Origin of the sequence: Sphingopyxis sp. JAI128 (assembly GCF_014207235.1) — a bacterium.
Lineage (GTDB): Bacteria > Pseudomonadota > Alphaproteobacteria > Sphingomonadales > Sphingomonadaceae > Sphingopyxis.
In genome coordinates, this window is sequence record NZ_JACHDA010000007.1 from 176,426 (window position 1) to 200,934 (window position 24,509).

Genomic DNA, 24,509 nt, shown 5'->3' on the forward strand with positions numbered 1-24,509 from the left:
GCCAGTTCAGACGATGCCACCTAGCTAGGGCGGCGATGGTCTTCGTCCTTGCCCTCGCGCTGCTCCCTGATCCGGCAGCGGCCACCGCGCCGCCGTCGGTCGAACGCTGCGGCTACCAGATCGTCCAATCCTTTCCGCATGATACCTCGTCCTTCACCCAAGGCCTCTTCTGGCACGATGGGCATCTCTACGAAGCGACAGGCCAGTACGGCCGGTCACGCGTCGCGCGACTCGACCTCCAGACCGGCCAGGCGCTGGCGGAAACCCCGCTGCCGTCAGACCAGTTCGGCGAAGGCATCACCCGCTGGGGCGACCAGATCATCGGCGTGACCTGGCACGGCGGCGTCGGGCATCGTTGGCGCATCAAGGATCTGAAACCCACGGGCACCTTCCGCTATGACGGCGAAGGGTGGGGGGTGACGATGGTCGGCGACGACCTGGTGCTCAGCGACGGCACGCCTGCGCTCCGCTTCTTCGATCCCGCGACGATGGCGGAGCGGCGGCGCGTGACGGTGCGCCTCGCCGGGCGGCCCGTCGCTCGGATCAACGAGCTGGAGACGATCGACGGTCAGATCTGGGCGAACGTCTGGATGACCGACTTCATTGTCCGCATCGATCCGGCCAACGGTAACGTCGTCTCGCTCGTCGATCTCACGACGCTCAAGGCCGATGCAGGCGCGACCGATCCCGACAGCGTGCTCAACGGAATCGCGTGGGACGCGAAGGGAAAGCGCCTGTTCGTGACGGGCAAGAACTGGCCCAAGCTCTACGAGATCGCGCTTTCCGGTTGCGTTTAGGGCTTTAGCGCCGTCTCCATCCGTGTCGCCGCGGCGTCATAGACGCGCGCTTTCAGCCCGTCGGTCACCGCCGCTGGCGCGCAGTCGGGGTGGCCTCCGGCGAAAGGCGGAGCGGGGTCATATTCGATTGCAAGCTGGATCGCCTGGGCGACCGCGTCGCCCTTGATCCGCGCGATCAGCGTCAGCGCGAAGTCAAGCCCGGAGGTTACCCCGCCGCTGGTCACGACAGGACCATCCTCGACGATCCGGGCGGGTTGAAATTCAGCCCCGACTAGCGGCAGCAGATGGGTGTAGGCCCAATGCGTCGTCGCGCGCCGACCCGCGAGCAGCCCGGCGCGGCCGAGCAGGAAGGCGCCGGTGCATACGCTCGTCACCCACTCGGCGCCTGCGGCCTGCCGCGCGATGAAATCGATCGTCGCGGCATCGCCGAGCGCTTCGGTCACGCCGTGGCCGCCAGGGATGCAAAGAATGTCCGCCTGCGGCGCGGTCGCGAAATCATGCGTCGGAACGATGGAAAAGCCGCTGTCGGTGGCGATGGGGTCGAGGCTCGCGGCGACGCCCGCCAAGGCTGCGCCGGGCATACGGCACAGCGCCTGCGCCGGCGCAGTGAAATCGAGCTGGGTGATGCCCCGAAAGAGCAGGAAGACGATGTTGGTCGCGGGTGCGTCGCGCATGGATGGTCCCTCACATTCTTGGCGGATCACCCAGGCGCGCGGCTTCATCGATCGGCGATCGGTCCCGCTTCCCGGTGGGACTCCACCTTCAGCGCCAGTTGCGGGACCCCGGCAACCTATTCGCATCGGCGCCGCAAGAAAAGGCTATTCGGCGGCGCCCTTTTTTGGGCTCGCGTCGTCGGCGGCGGGCGCGCCGGCGCGGCTTTCGAGCATTTCGGCGGCATCGTCGAGCGCCTTCGCCTCGCTGACCGTCACGCCGCCCGGGCCGGGTTCATTGTCGGTGCGGCTGCATCCTCCTGCCAACAGGGCCAGGATCGCGACCGCTCGCCACATTTTCTGCATCATGTGCTCCCATGAAAAAGGGCTCCATCCTCGCCGGATGGAGCCCCCCTATCAGCCCGAAGGCGTGCCGACGACTTATTGTTTGTCGTTGGCTTCGGCCTTCGCCGTTTCTTCGGCGATCTTGTCGCCGGCTTCGGCGGCAGCGTCACCGGCGGCGTTCACCGTGCCTTCGACGGCGTTGCCGGCGTCCTGGGCAGCGTCGGCGGTCGCGTCGGCTGCACCAGCGGCGGCATCGGCAGCGTTATCGCCCGCGGCGGCGGCGTCATCGGCGGCCGAAGAGGCGGTGTCGGCAGCGGCGTCCTGCGTCTTTTCCGAGCAGGCGGTGAGGCTGAAGGCCGCAGCGGCCATCGAGGCGAGGATGATCTTGCGCATGGGTAAGTCCTTTCGAATATAATGGCCGGCGACCGGCCATTGGTGCCGAGAATTAACGACGTAACAGGGGCTTGGCAACCGCGCCGCAAAATCGGCGTGCCAAAAGGGAAAAGGGGAGGCACCGGCGAACCGGTGACTCCCCTTTTTTTCGCGATTCTCCGGTCACAAGACCGGAAAAGCGCTTACTTCTTGGCTTCTTCCAGCGCGCCCTTGGCAGCGTCGGCAGCTTCCTTGGCAGCGCCGGCTGCTTCGGTGGCCTTGTCAGCGGCCGTGGCAGCGTCGCCAGCGGCGGCGGCATCGCCGGCGGCATCAGCGGCGCCAGCGGCTTCGCCGGCCGCAGCGGCCGAGGCGTCGGCCGCGCCGGCGGCTGCTTCCATCGCGCCGTCGGCAGCGCCCTCGACGGTCGCAGCCGTGTCTTCGGTGGTCGCTGCGGCGTCGTCGGCAGCCTTCTCGCCGCAGGCGGCGAGGCCCAGCGAAGCGGCAAGGACGAGCGACAGAGTGATCGATTTCTTCATATTGGGAATACCCCTCTCGGTTTGAACTGATGGACCGGCGCAGGAACGGATCGATCCCGGATTTTGCCAATCGCTCGCAGAATTACCCCCTCGGCAAATGGGGTGCAACGCCCTTTTTTCCAACAGCGCGGGCGTTTTGTTCCGATTCCTTCCAGGCCGGTTCGCGCGCCGCGGAAAATTGTGCCGCACCGCTTGGTTGACCAGATATAAAGAAAGCTTTATATGTTACCCGGTGAGCGAGCTGATCGACATTTTCCGAGCCTTGGCGGACCCGACGCGATTGCGAGTCGTGGCGCTTTTGCGCGAAATGGAGCTGGCGATCGGCGAATTGGCGGTAGTGCTCGATCAAAGTCAGCCGCGCGTTTCGCGCCATGTTCGCATTCTGGTTGAGGCCGGAATTGTCGAGCGCCGGCGCGAAGGTAGCTGGGTTTTCCTGCGGATCGCGGCCGGCGGGCCTATCGCCGAAATTATCGGGCAGGCCGAAAAATGGCCTTTTTCGGCGCGGGAAGCCCGCGTCATTGCGTATGACGCGCGGCGGCTGGCCGCGGTCCGGGGAGAGCGCGCCGCCGCTGCCGCGCGATATTTTGCCGACCATGCTGCCGAATGGGACGCCATCCGGTCGCGCCATATCGCCGAGAGCGAGGTCGAGGCCGCGATGCTGGCGATGATGCACAATCGCCGGCTGGGGCATTTGCTCGACATTGGTACTGGCACGGGCCGGATGGCGGAAATTTTCGCGCCGACCGCCCGGCGGATCACGGCGCTCGACCGCAGCCCGGAAATGCTCCGTATCGCGCGCACTAAACTCGAAGGACAGCCGCTACCGATCGATCTGCTGCAGGGTGATTTCCTCAACCTGCCGATGGCCGACGCCAGCATCGACAGCATTGTGATCCATCAGGCGCTCCATTTCGCGCACGAGCCGGACCGGGTGATCGCCGAAGCGGGCCGGGTACTTCGCGGCGGCGGTCATTTGCTGATCGTCGATTTCGCACCGCATGAGGACGAAGCGTTGCGCACCCTTGCGGCGCATGCGCGTCTCGGCTTCTCTGATGCGCAGATCCGCGGCTGGTTCGCATCGGCAGGGCTGTTGCTCGAAACGACACAGACGCTCGAAGGCGGCGAGCTTGCCGTGAAGCTCTGGCTCGGTCGCCGCCGCAGCGATGAAGATCAATCCCCCGTCGCGGGCGACGGGCAAAGCAAAAGGCTTGCCGCATGACCTCGAATCTCAATTCGCTGGCGGAGGCGCGCCGCGCCGCGGCGTCGCCGCTCTTCGCCGATCTCGAAGGCGACATTGGCGTCAGCTTTGAATTTTTTCCGCCCAAGACGGAAAAGATGGAGGCTCAGCTGTGGGACACTTTCCGTGCTCTCGAGCCGCTCGGTCCGCGCTTCGTTTCGGTAACCTATGGCGCCGGCGGATCGACGCGCGAACGCACCCATGCGACCGTCGCGCGCATCGCGGCCGAAAGCCATGTGGCCCCCGCCGCGCACCTGACCTGCGTTGAGGCGTCGCGTGAGGAAATTGACGAGGTTGCGCGCGCTTATTGGGAGGCGGGGGTGCGGCATATCGTCGCGCTGCGCGGCGATGTTCCGGGCGGCGCGCCCTATCGTCCGCACCCGGACGGCTATGCCAATGCGATCGAACTCGTCGCGGGACTGAAAGCGATCGCGCCGTTCGACATTTCGGTCGCCGCCTATCCGGAAGTCCACCCCGACGCCGATTGTCCGCAGGCCGATCTCGATAATCTGAAGCGAAAGATGGATGCGGGCGCGACCCGCGCGATCACCCAATTCTTCTTTTCGCCCGACTCCTTTTTGCGCTTTCGCGATGCGGCGGCGGCGGCGGGCATCGACGCGCCGATCATTCCCGGCATCTTGCCCGTGTCGAACGTGTCGCAGACGCGGCGCATGGCCGACATGTGCGGAACGCAGATTCCGGGGTGGATGGCGTCGCTCTTCGACGGGCTCGATGACCATCCCGGCGCGCGTCAACTGGTTGCGGCGACGATCGCGGCCGAAATGTGCCGCCGTCTTTATGCGGGCGGGGTGCGCGATTTCCATTTCTACACGCTCAACCGGGCCGAACTCAGCTACGCCATTTGCCATTTGCTGGGCCTCCGCCCGGCGGCGGCCCCAGCGACGGAGAAAGCCGCATGACCACCAACGCCCGCGAAGAACTGCTTTTGGCGGCAAAGGACCGCACCCTCCTGACCGACGGCGGCTGGGGCACCCAGATTCAGCTCCGCAAGCTGGGGGAGGCGGATTATGCCGGCGATCTCGGTCTCGGCCACGATCAAAAGGGCAATAATGACATATTGGCGCTGACGCGGCAGGATGTCGTGACCGCGATCGGCGAAGCCTATCTGGCGGCGGGGTCGGACATTGTTTCGACCAATACATTCAGCGCCAACCGGATCAGCCAGGCCGATTATGGTGCGGAGGCGCTCGTCGCCGACATCAACCATCATAGTGCGCGGCTTGGGCGGCAGGCCGCCGACAAGTTCGAGGCGCAGGACGGTCGCCGCCGGTTCGTGGCGGGCGCGGTCGGACCGACGAACAAGACGCTTTCGCTGTCGCCCGACGTTAACAATCCCGGTTTTCGCGAGATTGATTTCGACGAGTTGAAGGATGTCTATCTCGAACAGGTTGTCGCGCTGGCCCAGGGCGGCGCCGATTTCATCCTGATCGAAACGATTTTCGACACGCTCAACGCCAAGGCGGGGATCGCCGCGACATTGGAGGCGGAGGCGAAGGTCGGGCGCGAACTCCCGCTGATGATTTCGATGACGCTCACCGACCTGTCGGGCCGCAACCTGTCGGGCCATACGGTGGAGGCGTTCTGGTATGCGGTCCGTCATGCGCGCCCGCTGACGATCGGACTCAACTGTTCCTTCGGCGCGGCGCAGTTGCGCCCGCATGTCCGCGTCCTGTCCGATCTCGCCGATACGCTGGTGATGGTTTATCCCAATGCCGGCCTGCCCAACGAACTGGGCGAATATGATGAATTGCCGGAAACGACCGCCGCGCTGGTCCGCGAATGGGCCGAACATGGACAGGTCAATATTCTGGGCGGCTGTTGCGGTTCGACTCCCGCGCATATTGCCGCGATGGCAAAGGCGGTGGCGGGATTGCCCGCGCGGCAGCTTCCCGACGTTCCGGTGCGGACCCGGCTCGCCGGGCTCGAACCCTTCACCATGGCGGCCTGATCCATGGCGGACATCGCCGAATGGACCGTCCGGGAGGCCGGAGCGGACGACGCGCCGGCGCTCGCGCTGATCGGCGCCGCGACCTTCCTCGAAACTTTCGCGGCTATTCTCGACGGCGATGCGATCGTGGCTCATTGCGCCACGCAGCATCGGGACGCGGCTTATCGCGCCTGTCTGGCCGACGGCGGCCGCGCTTGGATTGCAGAGGCGCAGCCGGGGGGCGCCCCGGTGGGATATGCGCTTCTCGCCAAGCCCGATCTCGATGCCGCCCGCGATGGCGACATCGAATTGAAACGCATCTATTCGCTGTCGCGCTTTCACGGCAGCGGGCTCGGCGCGGCGCTGATGAGGCAGGCGCTCGACGGCGCAAGCGGTTATAACCGCCTGCTACTCGGCGTTTATGTGCGCAACGACCGTGCCATCGCCTTCTACCGCAAACAGGGGTTTGTCGATCTGGCGACCCGCCGCTTCAACGTCGGCGGCAAATTTTATGACGACCTCGTCCTCGCCCGCCCGCTCGCCGCTTGATATTCATGTTCAGGATTTTTCGATGACCACCGCCGCCTCTGCCAATTTCGTCAACATCGGGGAGCGCACCAACGTCACCGGGTCGGCGGCCTTCAAGAAACTGATCCTCGCTGACGATTATGCGGCGGCGGTCGAGGTCGCGCGCCAGCAGGTCGAAAATGGCGCGCAGGTCATCGACGTCAATATGGACGAAGGGCTGCTCGACGCCGAATATGCGATGACGACCTTTTTGAAGCTGATCGCCGCCGAACCCGATATCGCGCGGGTGCCGGTCATGATCGACAGCTCGAAATGGGATGTGATCGAGGCGGGGCTGAAATGCGTGCCCGGTAAGCCGATCGTCAATTCGATCAGCATGAAGGAGGGGGAGGAGCCCTTCCTCGTCCACGCCCGCAAATGCATGGCCTATGGCGCCGCGGTCGTCGTGATGGCGTTCGACGAGGTCGGGCAGGCCGACACGAAGGAGCGCAAGATCGAGATTTGCGAGCGCGCCTACAAGCTGCTCATGACCATCGGCTTCCCGCCCGAGGACATCATCTTCGACCCCAATATCTTCGCGGTCGCCACCGGCCTCGAAGAGCATGACAATTATGCGGTCGATTTTATCGAGGCGGTGAAGGAAATCCGCGTCCGCTGCCCGCACGTGCATTTTTCGGGCGGACTGTCGAACCTGTCGTTCGGGTTCCGCGGCAACGAGACGGTGCGCCGCGCGATGCACAGCGTCTTCCTTTATCATGCGATCCCCGCCGGGCTCGACATGGCGATCGTCAATGCCGGCCAGCTCGACGTTTACGACACCATCGACCCCGAACTGCGCAATGCGTGCGAGGATGTCATCCTCAACCGCAAGATGGAGGGGGAGGCGGAATCGCCCACCGAACGGCTGATCGCCCTCGCCGAGCGCTATAAGGGCAGCAATCCGGCGCAGGAAAAGGCGGCCGAGGAATGGCGCGGCTGGCCGGTTGAAAGGCGGCTTGAACACGCGTTGGTCAAGGGCATCGACGCGCATGTCGTCGACGATACCGAGGAAATGCGCCTGTTGATGCCGCGCCCGATCGAGGTGATCGAAGGCCCGTTGATGGACGGGATGAATGTCGTCGGCGATCTGTTCGGGTCGGGAAAAATGTTCCTGCCGCAAGTCGTCAAATCGGCGCGCGTGATGAAAAAGGCGGTCGCGCACCTGCTGCCCTTCATCGAAGCCGCGAAGGAGCCGGGCGCGAAGGGCAAGGGCAAGGTCGTGATGGCGACCGTGAAGGGCGACGTTCACGACATCGGCAAGAATATCGTCGGCGTCGTGCTCCAATGCAACGGCTTCGAAATCGTCGATCTGGGCGTCATGGTGCCCTGGTCGAAGATCCTCGAAGCGGCGAATGAAAATGACGCCGACATGATCGGCCTGTCGGGCCTCATCACCCCCTCGCTCGACGAGATGGTGACGGTGGCCGAGGAAATGCAGCGCGCCGGGATGACGATGCCGCTGCTGATCGGCGGCGCGACGACATCGAAAGTGCATACCGCGCTCCGCATCGACCCGGTCTATACGGGGCCGGTGCTCCACGTCCTCGACGCCAGCCGCGCGGTGGGGGTCGCGACCGCGCTTGTCAGCGACACCGGGCGCGACGCCTATGTTCAGGGGTATAAGGATGATTATGCCCACGTCCGCGACGTTCGCGCCGGGAAGGGGCAGAGCGTGCTCCACACGCTCGAAGAAGCGCGCGCCAATTATTACGATGCCTATTTGAGCGACAAGCCCGCGCCGCCATTGCAGCCCGGACTCCACCGTTTCGACGACTGGTCGCTCGAAGACCTGCGCGAGTGCATCGACTGGACGCCCTTCTTCCGGGCGTGGGAGCTTCACGGCACTTATCCCTCGATCCTCGACGACGAGGTAGTCGGCGAGACGGCGGTGGCGCTCAAGGCCGACGCCGAAGCGATGCTCGACCGGATCATCGCGGAAAAATGGCTGACCGCGCGCGGCGTCTGCGCCTTCTGGCCCTGCGCGCGGCACGGCGACGATGTCGTCATCCATCTCGCCGACGAGGAACGCCATGTCACACTCTCCTTCCTGCGCCAGCAAATCAAGAAGAGCCGTGATCGCGCCAATATGTGCCTCGCCGATTTCATCGACCCCGCGGGTGACTGGATTGGCGGCTTCGCGGTCGGCATCCACGGCATCGAACCGCATTCGGAGCGCTTCCGAGCCGACAAGGACGATTATTCGGACATATTGCTGAAGGCGCTCGCCGACCGTTTCGCCGAGGCTTTCGCCGAACGGCTGCACCAGCATGTCCGCACGACGCTCTGGGGCTATGCGCCGGGCGAACAGCTGACCAACGAGGCGCTGATCAAGGAGGAATATCGCGGCATCCGCCCGGCGCCGGGCTATCCGGCTTGCCCCGACCACAGTCTGAAGCCGATCCTGTTCGACCTTTTACGGGCCGATGAGAATGCCGGGCTGGTGCTCACCGAAAACTTTGCGATGTTGCCCACTGCGGCGGTCAGCGGTTTCTATTTCGGCCATCCCGAAAGCCAGTATTTCGGGGTGGCGCGGATCGGTAGCGACCAGCTCGAAGATTATGCGGCGCGGCGCGGGGTCGATCTCGAAACCGCGACGCGCTGGTTGCGCCCGAACCTCGACTAGCCCTTTGCATGAGCGCCCATGCAGAAACAATCGCCGAAACGGGGCCGGCGCCCTGGCTGAGCATCCTCGTGCCCGTTTACGATGTCGCTCCTTTTGTCGGCGAATGCCTTCATTCGATATGTGCGCAACTCGACGGTCGGCCCGACGTCGAAATAATTCTGCTCGACGACCGGTCGACCGATGGATCGGCCGAAATTTGCGAGGCGTTCATCGCTGCCAGCCATGCCGACATCCGGCTGCTGCGCCATGCGCAAAATAGCGGACCGAGCGCCGCCCGCAATACGATGCTGGATGTCGCCCGCGGTGTTTTCAGTCGCGCGAGTTCGTCAAGATCGCGAAGCGCTTGGTGCGCGGGCGCAAAACGTCGTGGGCCCAATTGCGAATAGGTGTCGGGCGATACAGGGCGGCCATGGAAGCGCATTCGCCGCTGCCCTTTTCCACCATCGCACGGCAATATCTGGTGCGCGGACATATTGGACGCGCCGCCGCGCTCGGTCTCGCGCTGGCGCTTGCGGCGCCGGAACGGCCCTAACTTTTCGGTGGCGTGCTGTCCGATAACGGGACGGTGCGCCGGTTAACCGCCTTCGCAAACGACTGGGGCCACAAATGCCGCTATATGGCGGCGCATGGTACAGACTATTTTCCGTCGGCCGATGCTGCCGCTGCTCGTCCTTCCGCTGTTGCTCGCGCCGGTTCCGGTGCCGGCGCAATCGGGCGGCGCGCCCTATGTCGTCGTCGAATCGGGGCGGAGCTTCGGGCGGCTTCAGGACGCGGTCGATGCGATCGGCGAAGGCGAGGGAACAATCCGCATCGCCCCCGGCTACCACCGCGATTGCGCGGTACAGACGGTTGGACGCATCGCATTCGTCGCGGCGGAGCCCGGCCGGGCGATCTTCGAAGGTGTGACGTGCGAAGGCAAGGCGGCGCTGGTGCTCCGCGGGGCTGGCGCTAGAGTCGACGGGCTGGTGTTCCAGAATATGCGCGTGCCCGACGGTAACGGTGCCGGTATCCGCCTCGAAAAGAGCGATCTCGCGGTCGTCAACAGCCTGTTCCGCAACAGCGAGGAAGGCATATTGACCGCCGACGACCCCGAAGCGACGCTGACCATCGATCGTTCGACCTTTTCGCGTCTCGGGCGCTGCGACCGCGGCCTCAGCTGCGCGCACAGCGTCTATACCGGGATTTACGGTCGCCTCGTCGTGACCCGCACCCGCTTCGAGAAGGGCAACGGCGGCCATTATCTCAAAACGCGTGCAATTCGGGTCGATATCGACGACAACAGCTTCGACGACACGCAAGGAAAGGCGACCAACTACATGATCGACCTGTCCTCGGGCTCGGTCGGGCGCATTGCGAACAATCTGCTGGTGCAGGGGCGAGACAAGGAAAATTATTCGGCTTTTATCGCCGTCGCGGCTGAAGAGCGCAAAAACCCGTCGCGTGGCCTCGTCATCGAGGGCAATCGGGCGAGCCTGCCCGCGGGCATCGACCGCCGGTCGGTGTTCGTCGCCGACTGGAGCGGCGAGGCGCTGGCGATCGGGACGAACGAACTGGGCGCGGGGCTGGCCAAGTTCGAGAAGCGGTAACGAGGTTCGTTTACGCCTCGCCGCGCGTTTCGATGAGCGATGCGGCGAGCGCCTCCGTTGGGGATTTGCCGCCCCACAGCACGAACTGGAATACCGGGTAAAAGCGTTCGCACTCGTCGATCGCGCTTTCGACGAACGTCTCGGTGAGGTCGAGCGATAGCGACGCGTCGGCGCCGACCAGCATGCCGTGACGGAACAGGATCGTCCCGCTGTTCGACCAGAGTTCGAAATGGCCGAGCCATAATTGTTCGTTGATGAGCGCGAGCGCTTCGTGCGCAACCGCGCGCTTGTCCTCGACGACGCGGATGTCGGGAAAGGCGAGGAGCTGGATCACCCCGTCCTCGGCGCGCCACACCGCGCGCAATTCATAAGTCGTCCAGCTGCCTTGCGCGGTGGCGACGATCTCGTCCTCGCCGACCATTTCGTGCGGCCAGTCGTGTGCGGCGAAATAGGACGCCAGCATTTCCATCGGCGCGGCCTCTTGGCCGTCTTCGTCGTCGTAAATATCGTCACTCATGGCCGCGCCTTAGCCCGGATGGCCGGCAGACGCGAGTCCGCGGCCCGTGCCGCCCGGGGAATAATCTGTGCACAAGGCGGCCAGGGCGCGCGGCGTTTCAGGCCTTGGGCTTGCGCGGCGCAGCTTTGGGTGCGGCTTGCGCGGCCGGTTTGGCGGCGGGCCTTGTTGCAGCTTTCGGTGTCGCTGCGGGGTTCGCCGCACCTTCGAGCTTGTCGAGGCGCGCTTTCAGCGCTTCGGCTTCGGCGCGCGCGGTGGCGGCCATCTGCTTCACCGCCTCGAATTCTTCGCGGCTGACGAAATCCATGCGTCCCACAAATTCCTTCGCACGGTCGCGCATCGCGGCTTCGGCTTCGCGGCCGGCGCCCGCGACGGTTCCGGCAATGCCGTTCACCATCTTGGCGAGGTCGTCGAAAAAGCGGTTTTCGCTCTGCATTTTTGATATTCCTTCGTCGGGGCTGCCCCCTTGCCTTTACCTTATTTGGGTGCTGGCGGCGGCGGGGACAAGGGTTTCGGCGTCGGGATTGCGCTGATCGATCTGGAAATTGAGGATCGCGGCAAAGCTCAGCCACGCCATATAGGGGACGAGCAGCCACGCCGCCGCCTTTCGGATCGGCGCAAAGGCAAAGGCAGTTGCGATCGTCACCATCAGGATGAAAATGATGAGATAGAGCGCGGTCGTCACCTGATGCTGGCCGAAGAAGAGCGGTGACCAGGCGAAATTGGCGATCAACTGGACGAAAAAGAGCAGGAGCGCAAAGCCACGACCCTTCGCGCCGCGCGCGTGCAGGATCATCGCGAGCGACAGGCCCAGCATGACGTAGAGGATCGGCCAGACGGTGCCGAACACCCAGCCCGGCGGCGTGATAGGCGGCAGGTCGAGCGCGGCGAACCAGCGATTTCCGTAGCCACTGTTCGACAAGAGGCCCATCAGGCTGCCGACCAGCACGATCGCGGGCACGGTAACGAGCGCCCAACGTAGATAGGACATCCGAAGCTGGCCTGGCGTTGCGATTTCGGTCATGTCCGCATTATCCCCCACACGCGAATCCGTTGCATGGTGTCGCGATTGTGCGGCGCAGCGTCAAGCCGCTCGCTTGCGTCCGGCGATCAGAAATTCGACATTTCCCTCGGGCCCGGTGATCGGGCTTGCGACCAGATCGATCACGTCCCATCCTTCGGCGGTCAGCCAATCGCGCACTTCGGCGCAGACGCGCGCGTGCACGGCGGCGTCGCGCACCACGCCCTTCTTGCCCACCTCATGACGATCGGCCTCGAATTGCGGCTTGATCAGCGCGACGATCCGCGCGCCCGCTTTCGCGAAGCCCATCGGCACCGGCAGTACCTTGGAGAGCGCAATGAAGCTGGCGTCGCATACGATCAGGTCGACGGCCTCGGGGATGTGGCCGGGGGTCAGGATACGCGCACTCGTTTGCTCATGGACGATGACGCGCTCGTCCTGGCGCAGTTTCCATGCAAGCTGGTTGGTTCCCGAATCCACCGCATAGACGCGCGCGGCGCCGCGGCTCAGCAGCACGTCGGTGAAGCCCCCCGTCGACGATCCGACGTCGATCGCGACCGCATCCGTCACATCCCAGCCGAGATGCGTCAGCGCATGGTCGAGCTTGATCCCGCCGCGCGACACCCATGGGTGATCGCGGCCCTTGACGATAATCTTGGCATCGTCGGCGATCTGCTGCCCCGCCTTGTCGATCTTGCGGTCGCCGACAAAGGCGAGCCCGGCAAGGATCAGCGCCTGCGCGCGCGTCCGGCTTTCGGCGAGGCCCCGGTCGACGAGCAACTGATCGGCGCGCTGCTTGGCCATCAACCGCCGGCCTTGCTGGTAAGCAGGCCCGGCGTCAGAATCTGCGGCAGGATGTCGGGCTTCGCGGCGCCCGGCGCGTACCAGAGATAGAGCGGCACGCTGTTGCGGCCATGCTCGGCGAGCGTGCGCGTGATGACGGGATCGCCGTTGGTCCAGTCGCCGACCAGCGTCACGACGCCCTCCGCCTTGAACGCTTCCTGCACGGCCTTGCGATTGATCGCGCCGGCTTCGTTCGCCTTGCACGACAGGCACCAGTCGGCGGTGAAGTAAACGAAGACGGGCTTGCCGGTAGCGCGCGCCTTGGCGAGCGCGCCGGGGGAGAAGGCGTCGCCATTCGCCGAAGCGATAGCGGCAGTGGACTCATAATCGTCGAATGTCCGGATAAACTGTACCATATTTAGCGCGAGCAACAATCCGAAGGCGACAATGAAAAGCCGCCTGTCGCCTTCGCCGCGCTGCTGAGCGCCGATCTGAACGATGATGAACAAGACCATCGTGATGGCGCCGACGAGATAGGGCCAACCCTCTCCACCCGTTTGGCGCCACAATAGCCACCCGAGCGCCAGCGCCGTCAGCCCCATCGGCAGCGCCATCCATTTGCGGAATGTCGCCATCCACGGCCCCGGCTTGGGAAGGCGATTGCGCAACGCCCGGATGAAGCCGACGGCAAGGAAGGGCAGGGCGAGGCCCAGCCCGAGGCCACCGAAAATCGGTAAAGCCGCCCAGGCTGGCAGCACCAGCGTCGCGCCCAACGCCACGCCGAGCAGCGGCCCGCTGCACGGCGTTGCGACAAAAGCCGCCAGCGCTCCGGTCCAGAAGCCGCCCGCCGCGCCGTTCTTTTCGGTCAGCGCGTGCCCTTTGCCGAAGCTCGGCAGTTCATAGGTGCCGAGCAGATTGAGGGTGATCACCAATGCAAGAATCAGCAAGATCAGCACGCTCACCGGATGTTGCAACTGGAACGCCCAACCCACCTGCTCGCCCACTGCACGCAGTGCGAGCAACACCCCGCCGAGCAACAGCGCGGTGACGATGGCGCCCGCAGTATAGGCAAGTGCCTCGACCTTGGCGGTCCGCGCATCGCCGCCCGACCGCGCGAGGCTGAGCGCCTTGAGGCTCAATATCGGGAAGACGCAGGGCATGAGGTTGAGGATCAGGCCGCCGAGGATCGCGCCGCCGAGTGCGGTCCAGAACAGGCCGATGTCGATACCGGCGGCCTTCCCTGCGATCGCTTCGCCTCCGGCGGGCACCGCGCCGGGTTCGAGGGTCAGCGACAGTCCGCGCCCGCCGCCAAGCTTCAGCAGCGCAGCGACCGGTCCCGCCTTCTCGCCCTTCATGCGCGTTTCGACAATGATGTGGTCGCCGTTGCGGCTGAAGCTTTGCGGTGCGGCATAATCGACGAGATCCTGCGTCTCGACGAACAGGTGTGGCGCGTCGATCGCCGTGCTCGCGGGAAGGGGGATGGCAAAGCGCACCATATCGCCGCGCCGCTCCCATGTGCCGTGACGGTCGAGCGGCTGCGGCAGCAGCGCGCGCCAGCCGTCGAAGCGGGTACGGTCGGCAGACGCGACCTTGCCGTCGCCCGCCTTCAGCGCGACCGAGATCACCGCCTTTTCGGGGACGCACACCTTGTCGGTGCAGGCCAGCCAGTTCGCAACCCCCGACACGGTCAGGTCGGTTCCAGGCGCGACCGACTTATCGACTGTCACATCGGCGAGCATCGCGTAGGGATGCTCATAGACGTGATTCATCATGCCGAAGAGAATCAGCGCGTCGGGTACCGGATAGCGAAAGGGCGCAATCGTGACGCCTTCGGGCGCGTTCCATTCGACCGACAGGCCGAAGCCCGCGTCGCCGCCATTCGCCCAATAGCCGTGCCACGTCTTTTCGGGCGTCATGGTGAGTGCGAGCGTCGTGCTGCCCCCGGGTGCTGGGGTCGCCGACTCGGCGATCAGCTTGGGCTGGATATGCGTCGACTGCGCGTGCGCGGGGTTGAACGCGGCAAGCGCGAGCAAGATCAGCACCGCGCGCATTACCCGTGTCACAAAAGCCTCACTCTCAAAATTCATGGCTAAGCTCGCGCCCGTTCGTCTCTCGAAGGCTTGCCATATAGGCGGCTTTCGACGAGAGGACAGCCCGCGCTGACACCCTTGAGTTGGAGAAGCCGTCCGTGAAGCTGAAATATCTGTCCGCCACTCTCGCCACCGCGCTTTGCCTTGCCGCCGCCGGAACCGGCCTTGCGCAGAATTCGGCTCCGCCGGTGCAGAAGGTTACGGCCGCGACACCCGCTCCCAAGCTTGTCGTGATGATCGCGGTGGACCAGTTTTCGGCCGACCTGTTCGCCGAATATCGCAGCCATTTCACCGGCGGCCTCGCGCGGCTGGCGTCGGGCGTTGTCTTTCCGTCGGGTTATCAGGCGCACGGTGCGACCGAGACATGTCCCGGCCATTCGACGATCCTGACGGGCAATCATCCGGCGCATACGGGCATCGTAGCCAATAATTATTTCGACCTGTCGATCGCGCGCGCCGACAAGCGCGTCTATTGCGCCGAGGATGAGAGTGTCGCGGGCACGACGTCGAAAAGCGGCGCCTATGCACCCTCGGTAACGCATCTGCTCGTCCCGACGCTCGGCGACCTGATGAAGGCACGCGACCCCAAGACGCAAGTGGTCTCGGTGTCGGGCAAGGATCGTGCGGCGATCATGATGGGCGGGCGGCAGGCCGACGAGCTGTTGTGGCTCGTTCCCACCGGCCTCACCAGCTATCGCGGCACGACGCTGTCGCCGACCGCGCAGCAGGCGAGTGCTGCAGTCGCGGCGGCAATCAACCAGCCGCGCCCCGGGCTGACTCTGCCGACCGATTGCGCGGCACGCGATATTGCGATCCCGGTCGGCGACAAGGGCGCGACGGTCGGCACCGGCAGGATGGCACGCGATGCCGGAGACTTCCGCCGTTTCATGGCATCGCCCGAAGCTGACGGTGCCGTGCTGGCGACCGCGGCGGCGCTGCGCCAGGCGCGCAGGATGGGCGAAGGCAGCAGCACCGACCTTCTGATCGTTGGCCTGTCGGCGACCGACTATGTCGGCCACAGCACCGGCACCGAAGGCAGCGAAATGTGCCTCCAGATGGCGGGTCTCGACCGTGAGCTTGGCGATTTCTTCGCGCGGCTCGATGCGACGGGAATCGACTATGCGGTCGCGCTGACCGCTGACCACGGCGGCCACGACCTGCCCGAACGCAATCGCCAGAATGCATGGCCCGATGCTCAGCGCGTCGACAAGGCACTCGATCCCGAAGCGATGGGCAAGGCGGTCGCCGAAAAGCTCGGCCTGCCGCAGCTTGTAATCTATGGACACGGCGGCGATTACTATCTGGCGAAAACGCTGACCTCAGCGCAGCGCCAGGCCGTGCTCGCCGAGCTGCTCCCGCGCCTGCGCGTACACCCGCAGGTCGAGGCGGTGGCGACGCGCGAGGAACTCGATGCGCATCCGATTTCCAAGCGCGCACCCGATATGTGGACCCTGATGGACAAGCTGCGGGCCTCTTACAATCCGCAGCGTTCGGGCGATTTCATCATCGCGCTCAAGCCGCGGGTCACCCCGATTCCCGAAGCGGGAGTCGGCTATGTCGCAACGCACGGCTCGGTGTGGGACTATGACCGCCGCGTGCCGATCCTTTTCTGGCGCAAGGGGCTGGCCGGTTTCGAACAGCCCAACGCCGTGATGACCGTCGACATCATGCCGACGCTCGCATCGCTGATCGGTTTGCCGGTCGATGCCAGCAAGATCGATGGCCGCTGTCTCGACCTGTTACCGGGTGCCGAGAGCAGCTGCCGGTAAAGGACAAGAAAAGAAGGACCTATGACCAAGGCATTACAGAATTTCCCGGACCGTTTCCTGCTGGTCGGTTGCGGCAACATGGCAGGGGCAATGCTCGATCGCTGGCTGGCCGCTGGGCTCGACCCGGCGCAGGTCGCGGTCGTCGATCCGTTTGCGGCGCCGCGGGCGGGAATCGTCCAACACGCGACGCTCGGTGAATGGCAGGCCGCGGGCGGCTCCGCCGACTGGATCATGCTCGGTATGAAGCCCCAGCAGCTTGGCGACATCGCCGAGATATTGGCCCCGCTGGCCACGGGGCAGGTCCATCTGCTTTCGATCCTCGCCGGTGTGTCGCTGGTCGATCTCGCGGCGCGCTTTCCCGATGCGGGCGCGCAGGTCCGCATCTTGCCCAATCTCGCCGCGCGCGTCGGCGCCGGCGTGTCGGCAGTCGCGACGTTCGGCGACGCCGACGATGCCGCGATCGACGCGCTGCTTGGTACTTTGGGCAAGATGGTGCGGCTTGCCGATGATTCGACGATGGATCTGGTCACCGCCTTCACCGGCAGCGGTCCGGCGTTCGTTTTTCGCCTGATCGAATCCTATGCGGCGGCGGGCGAGCGACTGGGTCTGTCGGCCGAGGATTCGCTCGCGCTGGCGACCGCGACGTTCGGCGGGGCGACCGCGCTGCTCGCCGACAGCGGGGAAAAGCCCGGCGTGCTGATCGCGCAGGTTGCGAGCAAGGGCGGCACGACGCAGGCGGGGCTCGATGTGCTCGACAGCGACGGCCAGCTTGCCGCGCTGCTTACCAATGTGCTGCGCGCGGCGCGCGATCGCGGGCGCGAACTGGCAGACATCGCGCGGGGCGAGGGCTGATCTAGGCCGGAGCTTTCCCGAGTTCCGCGATCCTGCGGCGTTCGCGCGGCGGGACGAGCGCTTCGCTGACCTGCCAGAAGCCGGTCACCGCCTGCTGCCCTGCGTGCGTATAGGCGCGGCTCATTGTATCGCGCAGCGCCGCGAATATCTCGCGCTCGGCCACGCGGCCGGCGTCGGTCAGCCGCAGTTCCTTCGCGCGCCGGTCGCGATTGCCGGGCCGCGTCGTCAAATATTCGCGCGCCTCCAACTCTTTCACGACGCGGCCGAGCGACTGCTTGGTGATGCCGAGCAGCGCCAGCAGATCCGAAATCGTCAGCCCCGGTTGCCGCGCGATGAAATAGAGCGCGCGATAATGGGCGCGTCCCAGCCCCCTTTCCGCGAGCCGGGCATCGATCGCGCGCCAAAGCGACGCGTGGGCGAAAAACAGAAATTCGATCCCGCGCCGGACCTCTTCTTCGCGCAAGAAAAGGGCAGAGGCTGCGGGTACTTGTGAAAGAAAATTTTCATCCGGCATAGTCGCTACCGTTGCGCGCCGTGCCGCTCTTTGGCAAGAGGCGCGCTCCCGAAACCTGCAAAGCAAAGGTGTTTTCGCATGTCCGCTCCCGCCTTCACCCATCTTCCGCACCCCAATCCGGTGGCGGACGACGTACGGGCGGCGGCGATTGCGGATCCGGTTTTCGGGCGGGTCTTTACCGACCATATGGTGTCGATCCGCTATACCGAGGGGCAGGGCTGGCACGATGCGCAGGTCATGCCGCGCGGGCCGCTGACGCTCGATCCCGCGACCGCGGTGCTTCATTATGCGCAGGAAATCTTCGAGGGGCTGAAGGCTTATCGCCTCGACGACGGCTCGATGGCATTGTTCCGCGTCGAGGCCAACGCCGCGCGCTTCAACGCCAGCGCGCGCCGCATGGCGATGGCCGAACTGCCCGAGGACATGTTCATCGCGGCGGTAAAAGAAGCCGTCGCGGCCGATGCAAAATGGTTTCCGCCTGTCGACGGCGGGGCTCTGTATCTGCGCCCCTTCATGTTCGCGAGTGAGGTGTTCCTGGGCGTCAAGCCGGCGTCCGAATATCAATTCCTCGTCATCACCTCGCCGGTTGGCAATTATTTCAAGTCGGGCGCGCCTGCGATTTCGCTGTGGGTGTCAGATGACTATACCCGCGCCGCGCCGGGCGGAACCGGCGCCGCCAAATGCGGCGGCAATTATGCCTCCAGCCTCGTCGCGCAGCGCGAGGCAATCGCGAAGGGGCACGATCAGGTCGTTTTCCTCGACGCCGCCGAGCATCGCTGGATCGAGGAACTGGGCGGTATGAACATGTTCTTCGTGTTCGGCGATGGCAGCATCGTCACCCCGCCGCTGACTGGCACGATCCTGCCCGGCATCACGCGCGACGCGATCATCACGCTGGCGAAGGATGCGGGACTGACGGTGCGTGAGGAGCCCTATGCGATCGACCAATGGCAGGCCGATGCGGAAAGCGGCAAGCTCACTGAAAGTTTCGCCTGCGGCACGGCTGCGGTGGTCACCCCGGTGGGCAAGGTGACGCGCGGCGAAAGCAGCTTCACCATCGGCGCGGGCGGCCCCGGCCAGGTTACCGAAATGCTCAAAGGCAAGCTCGTCGACATCCAACGTGGCCGCGCCGCCGATCCGCACGGCTGGGTAACGCGGCTCTGATCCGACCCGCCTTGCATTAGGTCGCAACGCGCTATAGAGCGCGCCTCGCACCGGCCGTTGGGGCGTAGCCAAGCGGTAAGGCAGCGGTTTTTGGTACCGCCATGCGCAGGTTCGAATCCTGCCGCCCCAGCCAGCCGGTGTTTCCAGAACGTCCCAGAGGCGCTCGGTTCGCCTCGATCAAATCAAGGAAAACAATGAGTTATCTTGAGACGCCATCGCGTTGCGGCTCAGGCGCTGCCCTTGCAGCTCACCCCATTTTTACCCAAATTGTTGGTAGCGATTTTGCTCCTACCAACAAATTTCAGCGCTCGGGATCCGAAACCGTTCGCGTGGGGAAAGGGTACCAACATGCTTACCAACATCGCAATCAAGGCGCTCAAGCCCGCGAGCAAGCCGTACAAGAAGTCCGATGGCGGCGGCCTCTTCATTCTGGTTCAGCCCAACGGTGTGAAAACATGGCGCTTCGCCTATCGGTTCGAAGGAAAGCAGAAGCTGCTATCCGGCGGACCCTTTCCTCAGACCACGCTTTTGGCCGCGCGCTCCTGGCGCGACATGATGAAACATCAGCTCGCGCTGGGGATGGACCCGTCGCAGGAACGCAAGAAGGCGAAAGCCAGGGCAACCGACATACCGGTCGAGACTGATAGCACGTTCGAACATGTCGCGCGCGAATGGCTCGAAACGCGCACGTTGGCATGGACGCCCCGCTATGCCGCGCTCGTGTCGGGACGTCTTGAGGCCGATATCTTTCCGGTTATCGGAAAACTGGACATCAGCACGATCACGCCGCGCCTGATGCTCGAGGCGGTTCGCAAGATCGAGGCGCGCGGCGCAATTGAAATGGCGCACCGGGTGAAGAACCATTGCAGTGGAATCTTCCGATACGCGATTCCGGACGGGCGATGCGAGAGCGATCCCTGTCGCGACCTTACCCCTGCGATGACGAAAGCCCGGCCGGTAAAGCACCGCCCGAAAGTCGCTGCAAAGGATCTGCCGGCTTTCTTTGCGAAGTTGAACGCCGACGGCGCCGAGCGAATGAGCCATCTCGCGCTGCGCTGGACGATTCTCACCATGGTACGTACCCAAGAAACCCGATTTGCCGAATGGGATGAGTTCGAGAACCTCGACGGTCCCGAACCGCTCTGGCGGATATCGGCGGACCGGATGAAGATGCGCTCGGAGCATCTTGTTCCGCTGCCGCGACAGGCTCTCGTTCTGCTCGAAGAAATCCGCGAGCTCAACGTGTACCGCAAGGTGGGGAACTACAGGCTGGGCCGCTACCTGTTTCCGGTCGCGCATTCGAAGTCGCGGGTCATCAGCGACAACAGGATGCTCGATATCATGTATCGTCTGGGCCTGCGCGGGAAGGCGACCGTGCACGGGTTTCGTGGTCTTGCAAGTACCGTGCTCAACGAGAGTGGATTGTTCGAGCCCGACTGGATCGAGAACCAGCTTGCCCATCAGCCGCGCGGCGTGCGCGCCGCCTATAATTCGGCGCGCTATCTCGCTCATCGCCGGCCGATGATGCAGTGGTGGGCAGACTATATCGATGAGGCCGAGGCGAGGGGCATGCGCGCGTTGGCCGCCTGAGCCACCGCAAATCGAGCGCGGCCTCAAATGAGCGCACACTGGCGGCGGCAAGCGCCGCCAGAGGTCGCGCATCTGTACGGTTGGCCGCGCAGCGCTCTTGTCTCGCTCCTTGACGCCGCGGGCGCGCGGCCCTTGCGGCGGGCAAGCAGCGCGGGGCGCTGCTCCGGGCGCGGCGTTGCCGCACCCGACCCGCCACCGGTCCGCGCACGCCGCGGCGCCTGCGGCTGCGACAATGGCGCGGTTGTTGTCCGATGATGACGCCGCGCTGATTGCGCGGCGGCGTTGCTGGTGGGCCGGCCCGGACAGCGTGGCAGTCGGCGCACGGCTGTGGGACCGCTCGGCCGGTGCGCAAGCCGGGTCTTCGCCCCGGCTCCTCCACTGCGTTGCGGCCCTCTCGGGTGCGCGCCGTCCTTGGGCGCGGTCCCGTCGCCTTTCCTCGCCGCCCGCCCCGCCGTCCGGGGCCGGGTGTGATTGAAGGAAAGGAAGAAGTCATGAAGCTCGATTTTATCGATGTGGACCATCTGTCGATTGCAGCGACCAATATGCGCGGGAAGGGCAAAGATCCCGATGTGTCAGACCTGCTCCCCAGCGTTCGCGCGCGGGGGGTGCTGGTGCCCCTGCTCGTTCGTCCTAATTGTGCCGAAGGGCATTTCGAGATCGTCGCGGGGCGTCGGCGCTTTACCGCGGTGAACGTCGTGGCGCGCGAGGGCGGGGCGGTGAAGCCGATCCCCTGTGCGATCCTCGACGAGGGCGACGATGCCGATGCTCTCGAAGCGTCAATGCTCGAAAATCTTGCGCGGGTCCGGCCTGACGAGGTCAGCCAGTGGGAAGCGTTTGTCGCGCTGGTCAAATCGGGGCGCAGTGTGGACGAGGTGGCCGATACGTTCGGGTTCGAGCCGTCGGCGGTGAAGCGCATCCTTGCGCTCGGCAATCTCTTGCCCCGCATCCGCACCCTCTATCGGCGCGGCGAGATCGATCCCGCCACCGTACGCCACCTGACCTTGGCTTCCAAAAGTCAGCAGAAGGCATGGCTTGCCTTGTTCGACAGTGAGGACAGCTATTGCCCGACCGGCCACCAGCTCAAAGCATGGCTGTTCGGTGGCACCGCCATCGCGGTGAAACACGCGCTGTTCGATATTGACGGGGCGAAGCTCGCCATCGTGTCCGACCTGTTCGGCGAGGAAAGCTATTTTGCCGACAGCGATGCTTTCTGGTCGGCGCAGATGGCGGCCATCGATGCGCGCAAGGATGCCTACCTCGAAGCGGGATGGTCCGATTTCGTTATCATGGAACGCGGTGACTGGTTCCGTTCGTGGGATTTTGTCCATGCGAGCAAGCGCAAGGGCGGCCGTATTTATGTCGAGGTCCGCGAGAGCGGCGAGGTCAGCTTCCACGAAGGCTATATGACCACCAAGGAAGCGAAGCGGCTTTCGAGCGGGGGCGGTGGCAGCGACGGCGTTGCGGTCACCGACAAGCCGAGCCGTCCGGAGGTGTCGGGTCCGCTCAACGCCTATATCGACCTTCACCGCCATGCCGCGGTGCGCGCCGATCTGGCGAGCCACGGCGGCGTTGCGCTGCGCGCGATGCTTGCGCATGTCATTGCTGGCGCGGACTTGTGGCGCGTCGATGTCGAAAGCCAGCGCGCGCCGAAGGAAGACATCGCCGAGAGCGTCGAGACTTGCCCCGCCGAGACGGCCTTCGACGAGAAGCGCCGCGCGGTGCTGGCAGTGCTTTGGTTTGACGAGGACAGCCCGACCGTCACGGGAAGGCCGCTGCAACGTCCCCCTTTTGCTCCGCTGTTCCAGCGGCTGCTCGAATTGCCCGATCCGGTGGTTTTGGAGATCGTGGCGATCGTCATGGGCGAGACCTTGGCGGCGGGCAGCGAGGCGGTCGAAATGATCGGCCTCCATCTCGGCACCGACATGCGCCAGCGCTGGCAAGCCGACGCGGCGTTCTTCGACCAGCTGCGCGACCGCGACGTGCTGCTCGCCATCACCGGCGAGGTTGCGGGCGCCGAGGTCGCGGCGGCGAACGCCGGTGAGAAGGCGAAGGCTCTGAAATCGATCATCGCCGATAGCCTTGCGGGCGCCAATGGTCGCGCCAAGGCCGAGCCGTGGATGCCGCGGGTGGATGAACTTTCCGCCCACCGCCTACACGTCGCGTGGCGGGGTCGGCAGCGTGAAGGCGGCGGCGCGGGTGGCGTTCGAGCTTTCCGCGAGCGCCGATGCCGATGCTACCCCGCAGGGCGACGCGTCCGATGGCGACGAGACGCCGCTGGCAGCGTGACGTCAGGGCGGGCGGCTTCGGTCGCCCGCCCATTTTTATACGGCCCGAAAATGTCGCGCCGCCCTGGAGGGCGGCGCGGCGTCGTTCGTTTCGGGCGCGCCGCCGCCGCAAGCGGCGGCGGCGCGGAGGACGCTTTTCCCAAAAAAAAGGCGGCGCGAAGTTGCCTTCACGCCGCCCCAACCGAAGGATGCTGCATCCATCGTCCCACCGTCCGTCACGTGCCTTGGGTCGCTATCCGGCACATCGGATCGGCGGGTGCCGCGCCCGTTAGTGTCGTCGTCGGCAATTGGATTGTATGGAAACGCCAAATCGAAACCCATTGACGCGATTTTCTTGCTCCACGGAAAACGGGGACGGGTGCGAAGGGTCGCCGATGTTCGCGGGCGGTGATGCTTCGGACGACGCGGAGCACTCGTTGATCGTTTGCCCCACTTAAATTGCGATGATTGATCGTTCCGGACGATAGTGCGGGGTGCGCTCCAGCTGTCCTGCAGGACCATCCCCGGCGACGGGCGAGATGACCTGGACCGGCGCGGCGCCCCGCGAAAGTGCGGCGGTGCGATTATTTCCCCGCGTGCTGCGCACGCTCCTCGCAGACGCTGCGCTGCAAATATTCGCGCCGCCGCACTCCTCCGCTTTGCTGCGGCCCCTCGGGTTCGCGGAGCACCTCATGCGCCGGGCCCTGGTCCGCCCATGTCGCAGGGATGGTCCCGCGGCACATTCAAGGAGACGACCAATGGCAGCTATCGGCTTTGTGAACGCCACCATGGAAAAAGGCTTCGTGGGCCAGCTCAAGACCCTCTCGATCCGCGGCGATCGAAATCCGGCCCAACCCCCCCGAAGAACGGCGACGTCCAGCCCGATTACCGGGTCTATTCCGAAGGCGTCGAAATCGGTGCCGGCTGGGTCCGCATTGGCGAAGCCTCGGGCAAGCCCTTCGTGTCGCTGACGCTGGCAGCACCGGAGTTCGGACCGCGCCGCATCTACGCCAATCTCGGCCGCGCCGCCGGCCAGGACAGCGAAGACGCTTATGCGATCATCTGGAACCCGGCCGATTGAGGCGGACTTCCGCCCCGCGCCGCCTTGCGGCGCTTGGCACCCGCCGCTGACCGATCGCGCGGAACTTACGACAGTCTATCACGTCAACGGCATCTTACCTCGCACCGCGCTTAGGGTCAGGACCCATTGATTTGGTGTGACGGCTGTGATTCAGGGTCTCGGTGAGGAGCCTGAATGATGAGTGATTTGTATTGGCTGACGGACGA

At 64.9% G+C, this 24,509-nt stretch carries 26 protein-coding genes, 1 tRNA gene and 1 riboswitch; of the genes, 16 read left to right on the forward strand and 11 right to left on the reverse strand.

Features of this window, described 5'->3' with window-relative positions; all coding sequences use genetic code 11:
* Nucleotides 1-35: 35 nt before the first annotated feature.
* Nucleotides 36-797: a glutaminyl-peptide cyclotransferase gene (locus tag HDC35_RS16850; RefSeq protein WP_184648553.1), complete on the forward strand. Its 762-nt coding sequence runs from the start codon at nucleotides 36-38 to the stop codon at nucleotides 795-797.
* On the opposite strand, the gene HDC35_RS16855 is transcribed toward HDC35_RS16850, so the two are convergent.
* The 4 genes from HDC35_RS16855 to HDC35_RS16870 all read right to left on the reverse strand — a co-directional run bounded on the left by HDC35_RS16855 (nucleotide 794) and on the right by HDC35_RS16870 (nucleotide 2,700).
* Complete coding sequence (locus HDC35_RS16855) at nucleotides 794-1,471, reverse strand: DJ-1/PfpI family protein (protein ID WP_184648554.1); 678 nt, start codon at nucleotides 1,469-1,471, stop codon at nucleotides 794-796. The genes HDC35_RS16850 and HDC35_RS16855 overlap by 4 nt on opposite strands.
* 21 nt (nucleotides 1,472-1,492) lie before the next feature.
* Nucleotides 1,493-1,583: riboswitch (ZMP/ZTP riboswitch) on the reverse strand.
* Nucleotides 1,584-1,615: 32 nt separating this feature from the next.
* Nucleotides 1,616-1,816 (reverse strand): hypothetical protein, encoded by a 201-nt coding sequence (locus tag HDC35_RS16860; protein WP_260397802.1) that lies wholly within the window; start codon nucleotides 1,814-1,816, stop codon nucleotides 1,616-1,618.
* A gap of 72 nt (nucleotides 1,817-1,888) precedes the next feature.
* The gene (locus HDC35_RS16865; RefSeq protein WP_184648555.1) at nucleotides 1,889-2,185 is read right to left on the reverse strand and encodes an entericidin EcnAB; all 297 of its coding nucleotides are present in this window, start codon (nucleotides 2,183-2,185) and stop codon (nucleotides 1,889-1,891) included.
* A gap of 182 nt (nucleotides 2,186-2,367) precedes the next feature.
* Complete coding sequence (locus HDC35_RS16870) at nucleotides 2,368-2,700, reverse strand: hypothetical protein (RefSeq protein WP_184648556.1); 333 nt, start codon at nucleotides 2,698-2,700, stop codon at nucleotides 2,368-2,370.
* 232 nt (nucleotides 2,701-2,932) lie between these two features.
* Here HDC35_RS16870 and HDC35_RS16875 point away from each other — a divergent pair, with 232 nt between their 5' ends.
* The 5 genes from HDC35_RS16875 to metH are packed head-to-tail and all read left to right on the forward strand — an operon-like array spanning nucleotide 2,933 to nucleotide 9,075.
* On the forward strand, nucleotides 2,933-3,919 hold the full coding sequence (locus HDC35_RS16875) for a metalloregulator ArsR/SmtB family transcription factor (RefSeq protein ID WP_184648557.1): 987 nt from the start codon (nucleotides 2,933-2,935) through the stop codon (nucleotides 3,917-3,919).
* Nucleotides 3,916-4,857, forward strand: a complete 942-nt coding sequence (metF, locus tag HDC35_RS16880; protein ID WP_184648558.1) for a methylenetetrahydrofolate reductase — start codon at nucleotides 3,916-3,918, stop codon at nucleotides 4,855-4,857. Before HDC35_RS16875 ends, metF begins: the two co-directional genes overlap by 4 nt.
* On the forward strand, nucleotides 4,854-5,906 hold the full coding sequence (locus tag HDC35_RS16885; protein ID WP_184648559.1) for a homocysteine S-methyltransferase family protein: 1,053 nt from the start codon (nucleotides 4,854-4,856) through the stop codon (nucleotides 5,904-5,906). Before metF ends, HDC35_RS16885 begins: the two co-directional genes overlap by 4 nt.
* 3 nt (nucleotides 5,907-5,909) lie before the next feature.
* On the forward strand, nucleotides 5,910-6,434 hold the full coding sequence (locus HDC35_RS16890) for a GNAT family N-acetyltransferase (RefSeq protein WP_184648560.1): 525 nt from the start codon (nucleotides 5,910-5,912) through the stop codon (nucleotides 6,432-6,434).
* A 22-nt stretch (nucleotides 6,435-6,456) separates the two neighbouring features.
* Nucleotides 6,457-9,075: a methionine synthase gene (metH, locus tag HDC35_RS16895; protein ID WP_184648561.1), complete on the forward strand. Its 2,619-nt coding sequence runs from the start codon at nucleotides 6,457-6,459 to the stop codon at nucleotides 9,073-9,075.
* Here the strand turns inward: metH and HDC35_RS19895 are convergent.
* On the reverse strand, nucleotides 9,072-9,299 hold the full coding sequence (locus HDC35_RS19895) for a hypothetical protein (protein ID WP_311770792.1): 228 nt from the start codon (nucleotides 9,297-9,299) through the stop codon (nucleotides 9,072-9,074). The two genes, metH and HDC35_RS19895, sit on opposite strands and share 4 nt — an antisense overlap.
* Between HDC35_RS19895 and HDC35_RS16900 the strand changes: the two genes are divergently transcribed.
* From HDC35_RS16900 to HDC35_RS16905, 3 genes are all read left to right on the forward strand, one after another.
* Nucleotides 9,192-9,461 (forward strand): glycosyltransferase, encoded by a 270-nt coding sequence (locus tag HDC35_RS16900; protein ID WP_311770791.1) that lies wholly within the window; start codon nucleotides 9,192-9,194, stop codon nucleotides 9,459-9,461. The two genes, HDC35_RS19895 and HDC35_RS16900, sit on opposite strands and share 108 nt — an antisense overlap.
* Nucleotides 9,462-9,484: 23 nt before the next feature.
* Nucleotides 9,485-9,607, forward strand: coding sequence for a hypothetical protein (locus HDC35_RS19745; protein ID WP_260397803.1), 123 nt, complete (start codon nucleotides 9,485-9,487; stop codon nucleotides 9,605-9,607).
* 94 nt (nucleotides 9,608-9,701) lie between these two features.
* Nucleotides 9,702-10,661 carry a right-handed parallel beta-helix repeat-containing protein gene (locus HDC35_RS16905; protein WP_184648563.1) on the forward strand — a complete coding sequence of 320 codons (960 nt, stop codon included), beginning with the start codon at nucleotides 9,702-9,704 and terminating at the stop codon, nucleotides 10,659-10,661.
* A gap of 10 nt (nucleotides 10,662-10,671) precedes the next feature.
* On the opposite strand, the gene HDC35_RS16910 is transcribed toward HDC35_RS16905, so the two are convergent.
* The 5 genes from HDC35_RS16910 to HDC35_RS16930 all read right to left on the reverse strand — a co-directional run bounded on the left by HDC35_RS16910 (nucleotide 10,672) and on the right by HDC35_RS16930 (nucleotide 15,066).
* Nucleotides 10,672-11,178, reverse strand: coding sequence for a YbjN domain-containing protein (locus tag HDC35_RS16910; RefSeq protein WP_184648564.1), 507 nt, complete (start codon nucleotides 11,176-11,178; stop codon nucleotides 10,672-10,674).
* A gap of 97 nt (nucleotides 11,179-11,275) precedes the next feature.
* Entirely contained in the window at nucleotides 11,276-11,611 is a 336-nt protein-coding gene (locus HDC35_RS16915; RefSeq protein WP_184648565.1) for an accessory factor UbiK family protein, read from the reverse strand.
* Nucleotides 11,612-11,647: 36 nt separating this feature from the next.
* The gene (locus HDC35_RS16920) at nucleotides 11,648-12,199 is read right to left on the reverse strand and encodes a TspO/MBR family protein (protein WP_184648566.1); all 552 of its coding nucleotides are present in this window, start codon (nucleotides 12,197-12,199) and stop codon (nucleotides 11,648-11,650) included.
* Between the two features lie 60 nt (nucleotides 12,200-12,259).
* Nucleotides 12,260-13,000: a TlyA family RNA methyltransferase gene (locus tag HDC35_RS16925; RefSeq protein ID WP_184648567.1), complete on the reverse strand. Its 741-nt coding sequence runs from the start codon at nucleotides 12,998-13,000 to the stop codon at nucleotides 12,260-12,262.
* Nucleotides 13,000-15,066 carry a protein-disulfide reductase DsbD gene (locus tag HDC35_RS16930; RefSeq protein ID WP_260397804.1) on the reverse strand — a complete coding sequence of 689 codons (2,067 nt, stop codon included), beginning with the start codon at nucleotides 15,064-15,066 and terminating at the stop codon, nucleotides 13,000-13,002. Before HDC35_RS16930 ends, HDC35_RS16925 begins: the two co-directional genes overlap by 1 nt.
* A 116-nt stretch (nucleotides 15,067-15,182) precedes the next feature.
* Here HDC35_RS16930 and HDC35_RS16935 point away from each other — a divergent pair, with 116 nt between their 5' ends.
* Together HDC35_RS16935 and HDC35_RS16940 are read left to right on the forward strand one after the other, a co-directional pair.
* The gene (locus HDC35_RS16935; protein WP_184648580.1) at nucleotides 15,183-16,838 is read left to right on the forward strand and encodes an alkaline phosphatase family protein; all 1,656 of its coding nucleotides are present in this window, start codon (nucleotides 15,183-15,185) and stop codon (nucleotides 16,836-16,838) included.
* Nucleotides 16,839-16,859: 21 nt separating this feature from the next.
* Complete coding sequence (locus HDC35_RS16940; RefSeq protein ID WP_184648568.1) at nucleotides 16,860-17,690, forward strand: pyrroline-5-carboxylate reductase; 831 nt, start codon at nucleotides 16,860-16,862, stop codon at nucleotides 17,688-17,690.
* Between the two features lies 1 nt (nucleotide 17,691).
* On the opposite strand, the gene HDC35_RS16945 is transcribed toward HDC35_RS16940, so the two are convergent.
* Complete coding sequence (locus HDC35_RS16945) at nucleotides 17,692-18,204, reverse strand: MarR family winged helix-turn-helix transcriptional regulator (protein WP_184648569.1); 513 nt, start codon at nucleotides 18,202-18,204, stop codon at nucleotides 17,692-17,694.
* Between the two features lie 78 nt (nucleotides 18,205-18,282).
* On the opposite strand from HDC35_RS16945, the gene HDC35_RS16950 reads away from it, so the two are divergent.
* The 5 genes from HDC35_RS16950 to HDC35_RS16970 all read left to right on the forward strand — a co-directional run bounded on the left by HDC35_RS16950 (nucleotide 18,283) and on the right by HDC35_RS16970 (nucleotide 24,303).
* Nucleotides 18,283-19,368 carry a branched-chain amino acid aminotransferase gene (locus HDC35_RS16950; RefSeq protein WP_184648570.1) on the forward strand — a complete coding sequence of 362 codons (1,086 nt, stop codon included), beginning with the start codon at nucleotides 18,283-18,285 and terminating at the stop codon, nucleotides 19,366-19,368.
* A gap of 58 nt (nucleotides 19,369-19,426) precedes the next feature.
* Nucleotides 19,427-19,501: transfer RNA gene (locus HDC35_RS16955), tRNA-Gln, on the forward strand.
* A 71-nt stretch (nucleotides 19,502-19,572) separates the two neighbouring features.
* On the forward strand, nucleotides 19,573-20,958 hold the full coding sequence (locus HDC35_RS16960) for a phage integrase central domain-containing protein (RefSeq protein ID WP_221438300.1): 1,386 nt from the start codon (nucleotides 19,573-19,575) through the stop codon (nucleotides 20,956-20,958).
* A 491-nt stretch (nucleotides 20,959-21,449) separates the two neighbouring features.
* Nucleotides 21,450-23,567, forward strand: a complete 2,118-nt coding sequence (locus HDC35_RS16965; RefSeq protein ID WP_260397806.1) for a ParB N-terminal domain-containing protein — start codon at nucleotides 21,450-21,452, stop codon at nucleotides 23,565-23,567.
* Between the two features lie 370 nt (nucleotides 23,568-23,937).
* Complete coding sequence (locus tag HDC35_RS16970) at nucleotides 23,938-24,303, forward strand: DUF736 family protein (protein ID WP_311770790.1); 366 nt, start codon at nucleotides 23,938-23,940, stop codon at nucleotides 24,301-24,303.
* Nucleotides 24,304-24,509 lie beyond the last annotated feature (206 nt).

Bases quoted from the DNA above. Each gene is read 5' to 3' on its own strand.
- HDC35_RS16915 (WP_184648565.1), bottom strand. From the start codon at position 11,611: ATGCAGAGCGAAAACCGCTTTTTCGACGACCTCGCCAAGATGGTGAAC.
- HDC35_RS16905 (WP_184648563.1), top strand. From the start codon at position 9,702: ATGGTACAGACTATTTTCCGTCGGCCGATGCTGCCGCTGCTCGTCCTT.
- HDC35_RS16890 (WP_184648560.1), top strand. From the start codon at position 5,910: ATGGCGGACATCGCCGAATGGACCGTCCGGGAGGCCGGAGCGGACGAC.
- HDC35_RS16920 (WP_184648566.1), bottom strand. From the start codon at position 12,199: ATGACCGAAATCGCAACGCCAGGCCAGCTTCGGATGTCCTATCTACGT.
- HDC35_RS16945 (WP_184648569.1), bottom strand. From the start codon at position 18,204: ATGCCGGATGAAAATTTTCTTTCACAAGTACCCGCAGCCTCTGCCCTT.
- HDC35_RS16925 (WP_184648567.1), bottom strand. From the start codon at position 13,000: ATGGCCAAGCAGCGCGCCGATCAGTTGCTCGTCGACCGGGGCCTCGCC.
- HDC35_RS16860 (WP_260397802.1), bottom strand. From the start codon at position 1,816: ATGATGCAGAAAATGTGGCGAGCGGTCGCGATCCTGGCCCTGTTGGCA.
- HDC35_RS19895 (WP_311770792.1), bottom strand. From the start codon at position 9,299: ATGGCTGGCAGCGATGAACGCCTCGCAAATTTCGGCCGATCCATCGGT.
- metF (WP_184648558.1), top strand. From the start codon at position 3,916: ATGACCTCGAATCTCAATTCGCTGGCGGAGGCGCGCCGCGCCGCGGCG.
- HDC35_RS16910 (WP_184648564.1), bottom strand. From the start codon at position 11,178: ATGAGTGACGATATTTACGACGACGAAGACGGCCAAGAGGCCGCGCCG.
- HDC35_RS16865 (WP_184648555.1), bottom strand. From the start codon at position 2,185: ATGCGCAAGATCATCCTCGCCTCGATGGCCGCTGCGGCCTTCAGCCTC.
- HDC35_RS16940 (WP_184648568.1), top strand. From the start codon at position 16,860: ATGACCAAGGCATTACAGAATTTCCCGGACCGTTTCCTGCTGGTCGGT.
- HDC35_RS16950 (WP_184648570.1), top strand. From the start codon at position 18,283: ATGTCCGCTCCCGCCTTCACCCATCTTCCGCACCCCAATCCGGTGGCG.
- HDC35_RS16850 (WP_184648553.1), top strand. From the start codon at position 36: ATGGTCTTCGTCCTTGCCCTCGCGCTGCTCCCTGATCCGGCAGCGGCC.
- HDC35_RS19745 (WP_260397803.1), top strand. From the start codon at position 9,485: ATGGAAGCGCATTCGCCGCTGCCCTTTTCCACCATCGCACGGCAATAT.
- HDC35_RS16870 (WP_184648556.1), bottom strand. From the start codon at position 2,700: ATGAAGAAATCGATCACTCTGTCGCTCGTCCTTGCCGCTTCGCTGGGC.
- HDC35_RS16855 (WP_184648554.1), bottom strand. From the start codon at position 1,471: ATGCGCGACGCACCCGCGACCAACATCGTCTTCCTGCTCTTTCGGGGC.
- HDC35_RS16885 (WP_184648559.1), top strand. From the start codon at position 4,854: ATGACCACCAACGCCCGCGAAGAACTGCTTTTGGCGGCAAAGGACCGC.
- metH (WP_184648561.1), top strand. From the start codon at position 6,457: ATGACCACCGCCGCCTCTGCCAATTTCGTCAACATCGGGGAGCGCACC.
- HDC35_RS16970 (WP_311770790.1), top strand. From the start codon at position 23,938: ATGTCGCAGGGATGGTCCCGCGGCACATTCAAGGAGACGACCAATGGC.
- HDC35_RS16930 (WP_260397804.1), bottom strand. From the start codon at position 15,066: ATGAATTTTGAGAGTGAGGCTTTTGTGACACGGGTAATGCGCGCGGTG.
- HDC35_RS16965 (WP_260397806.1), top strand. From the start codon at position 21,450: ATGAAGCTCGATTTTATCGATGTGGACCATCTGTCGATTGCAGCGACC.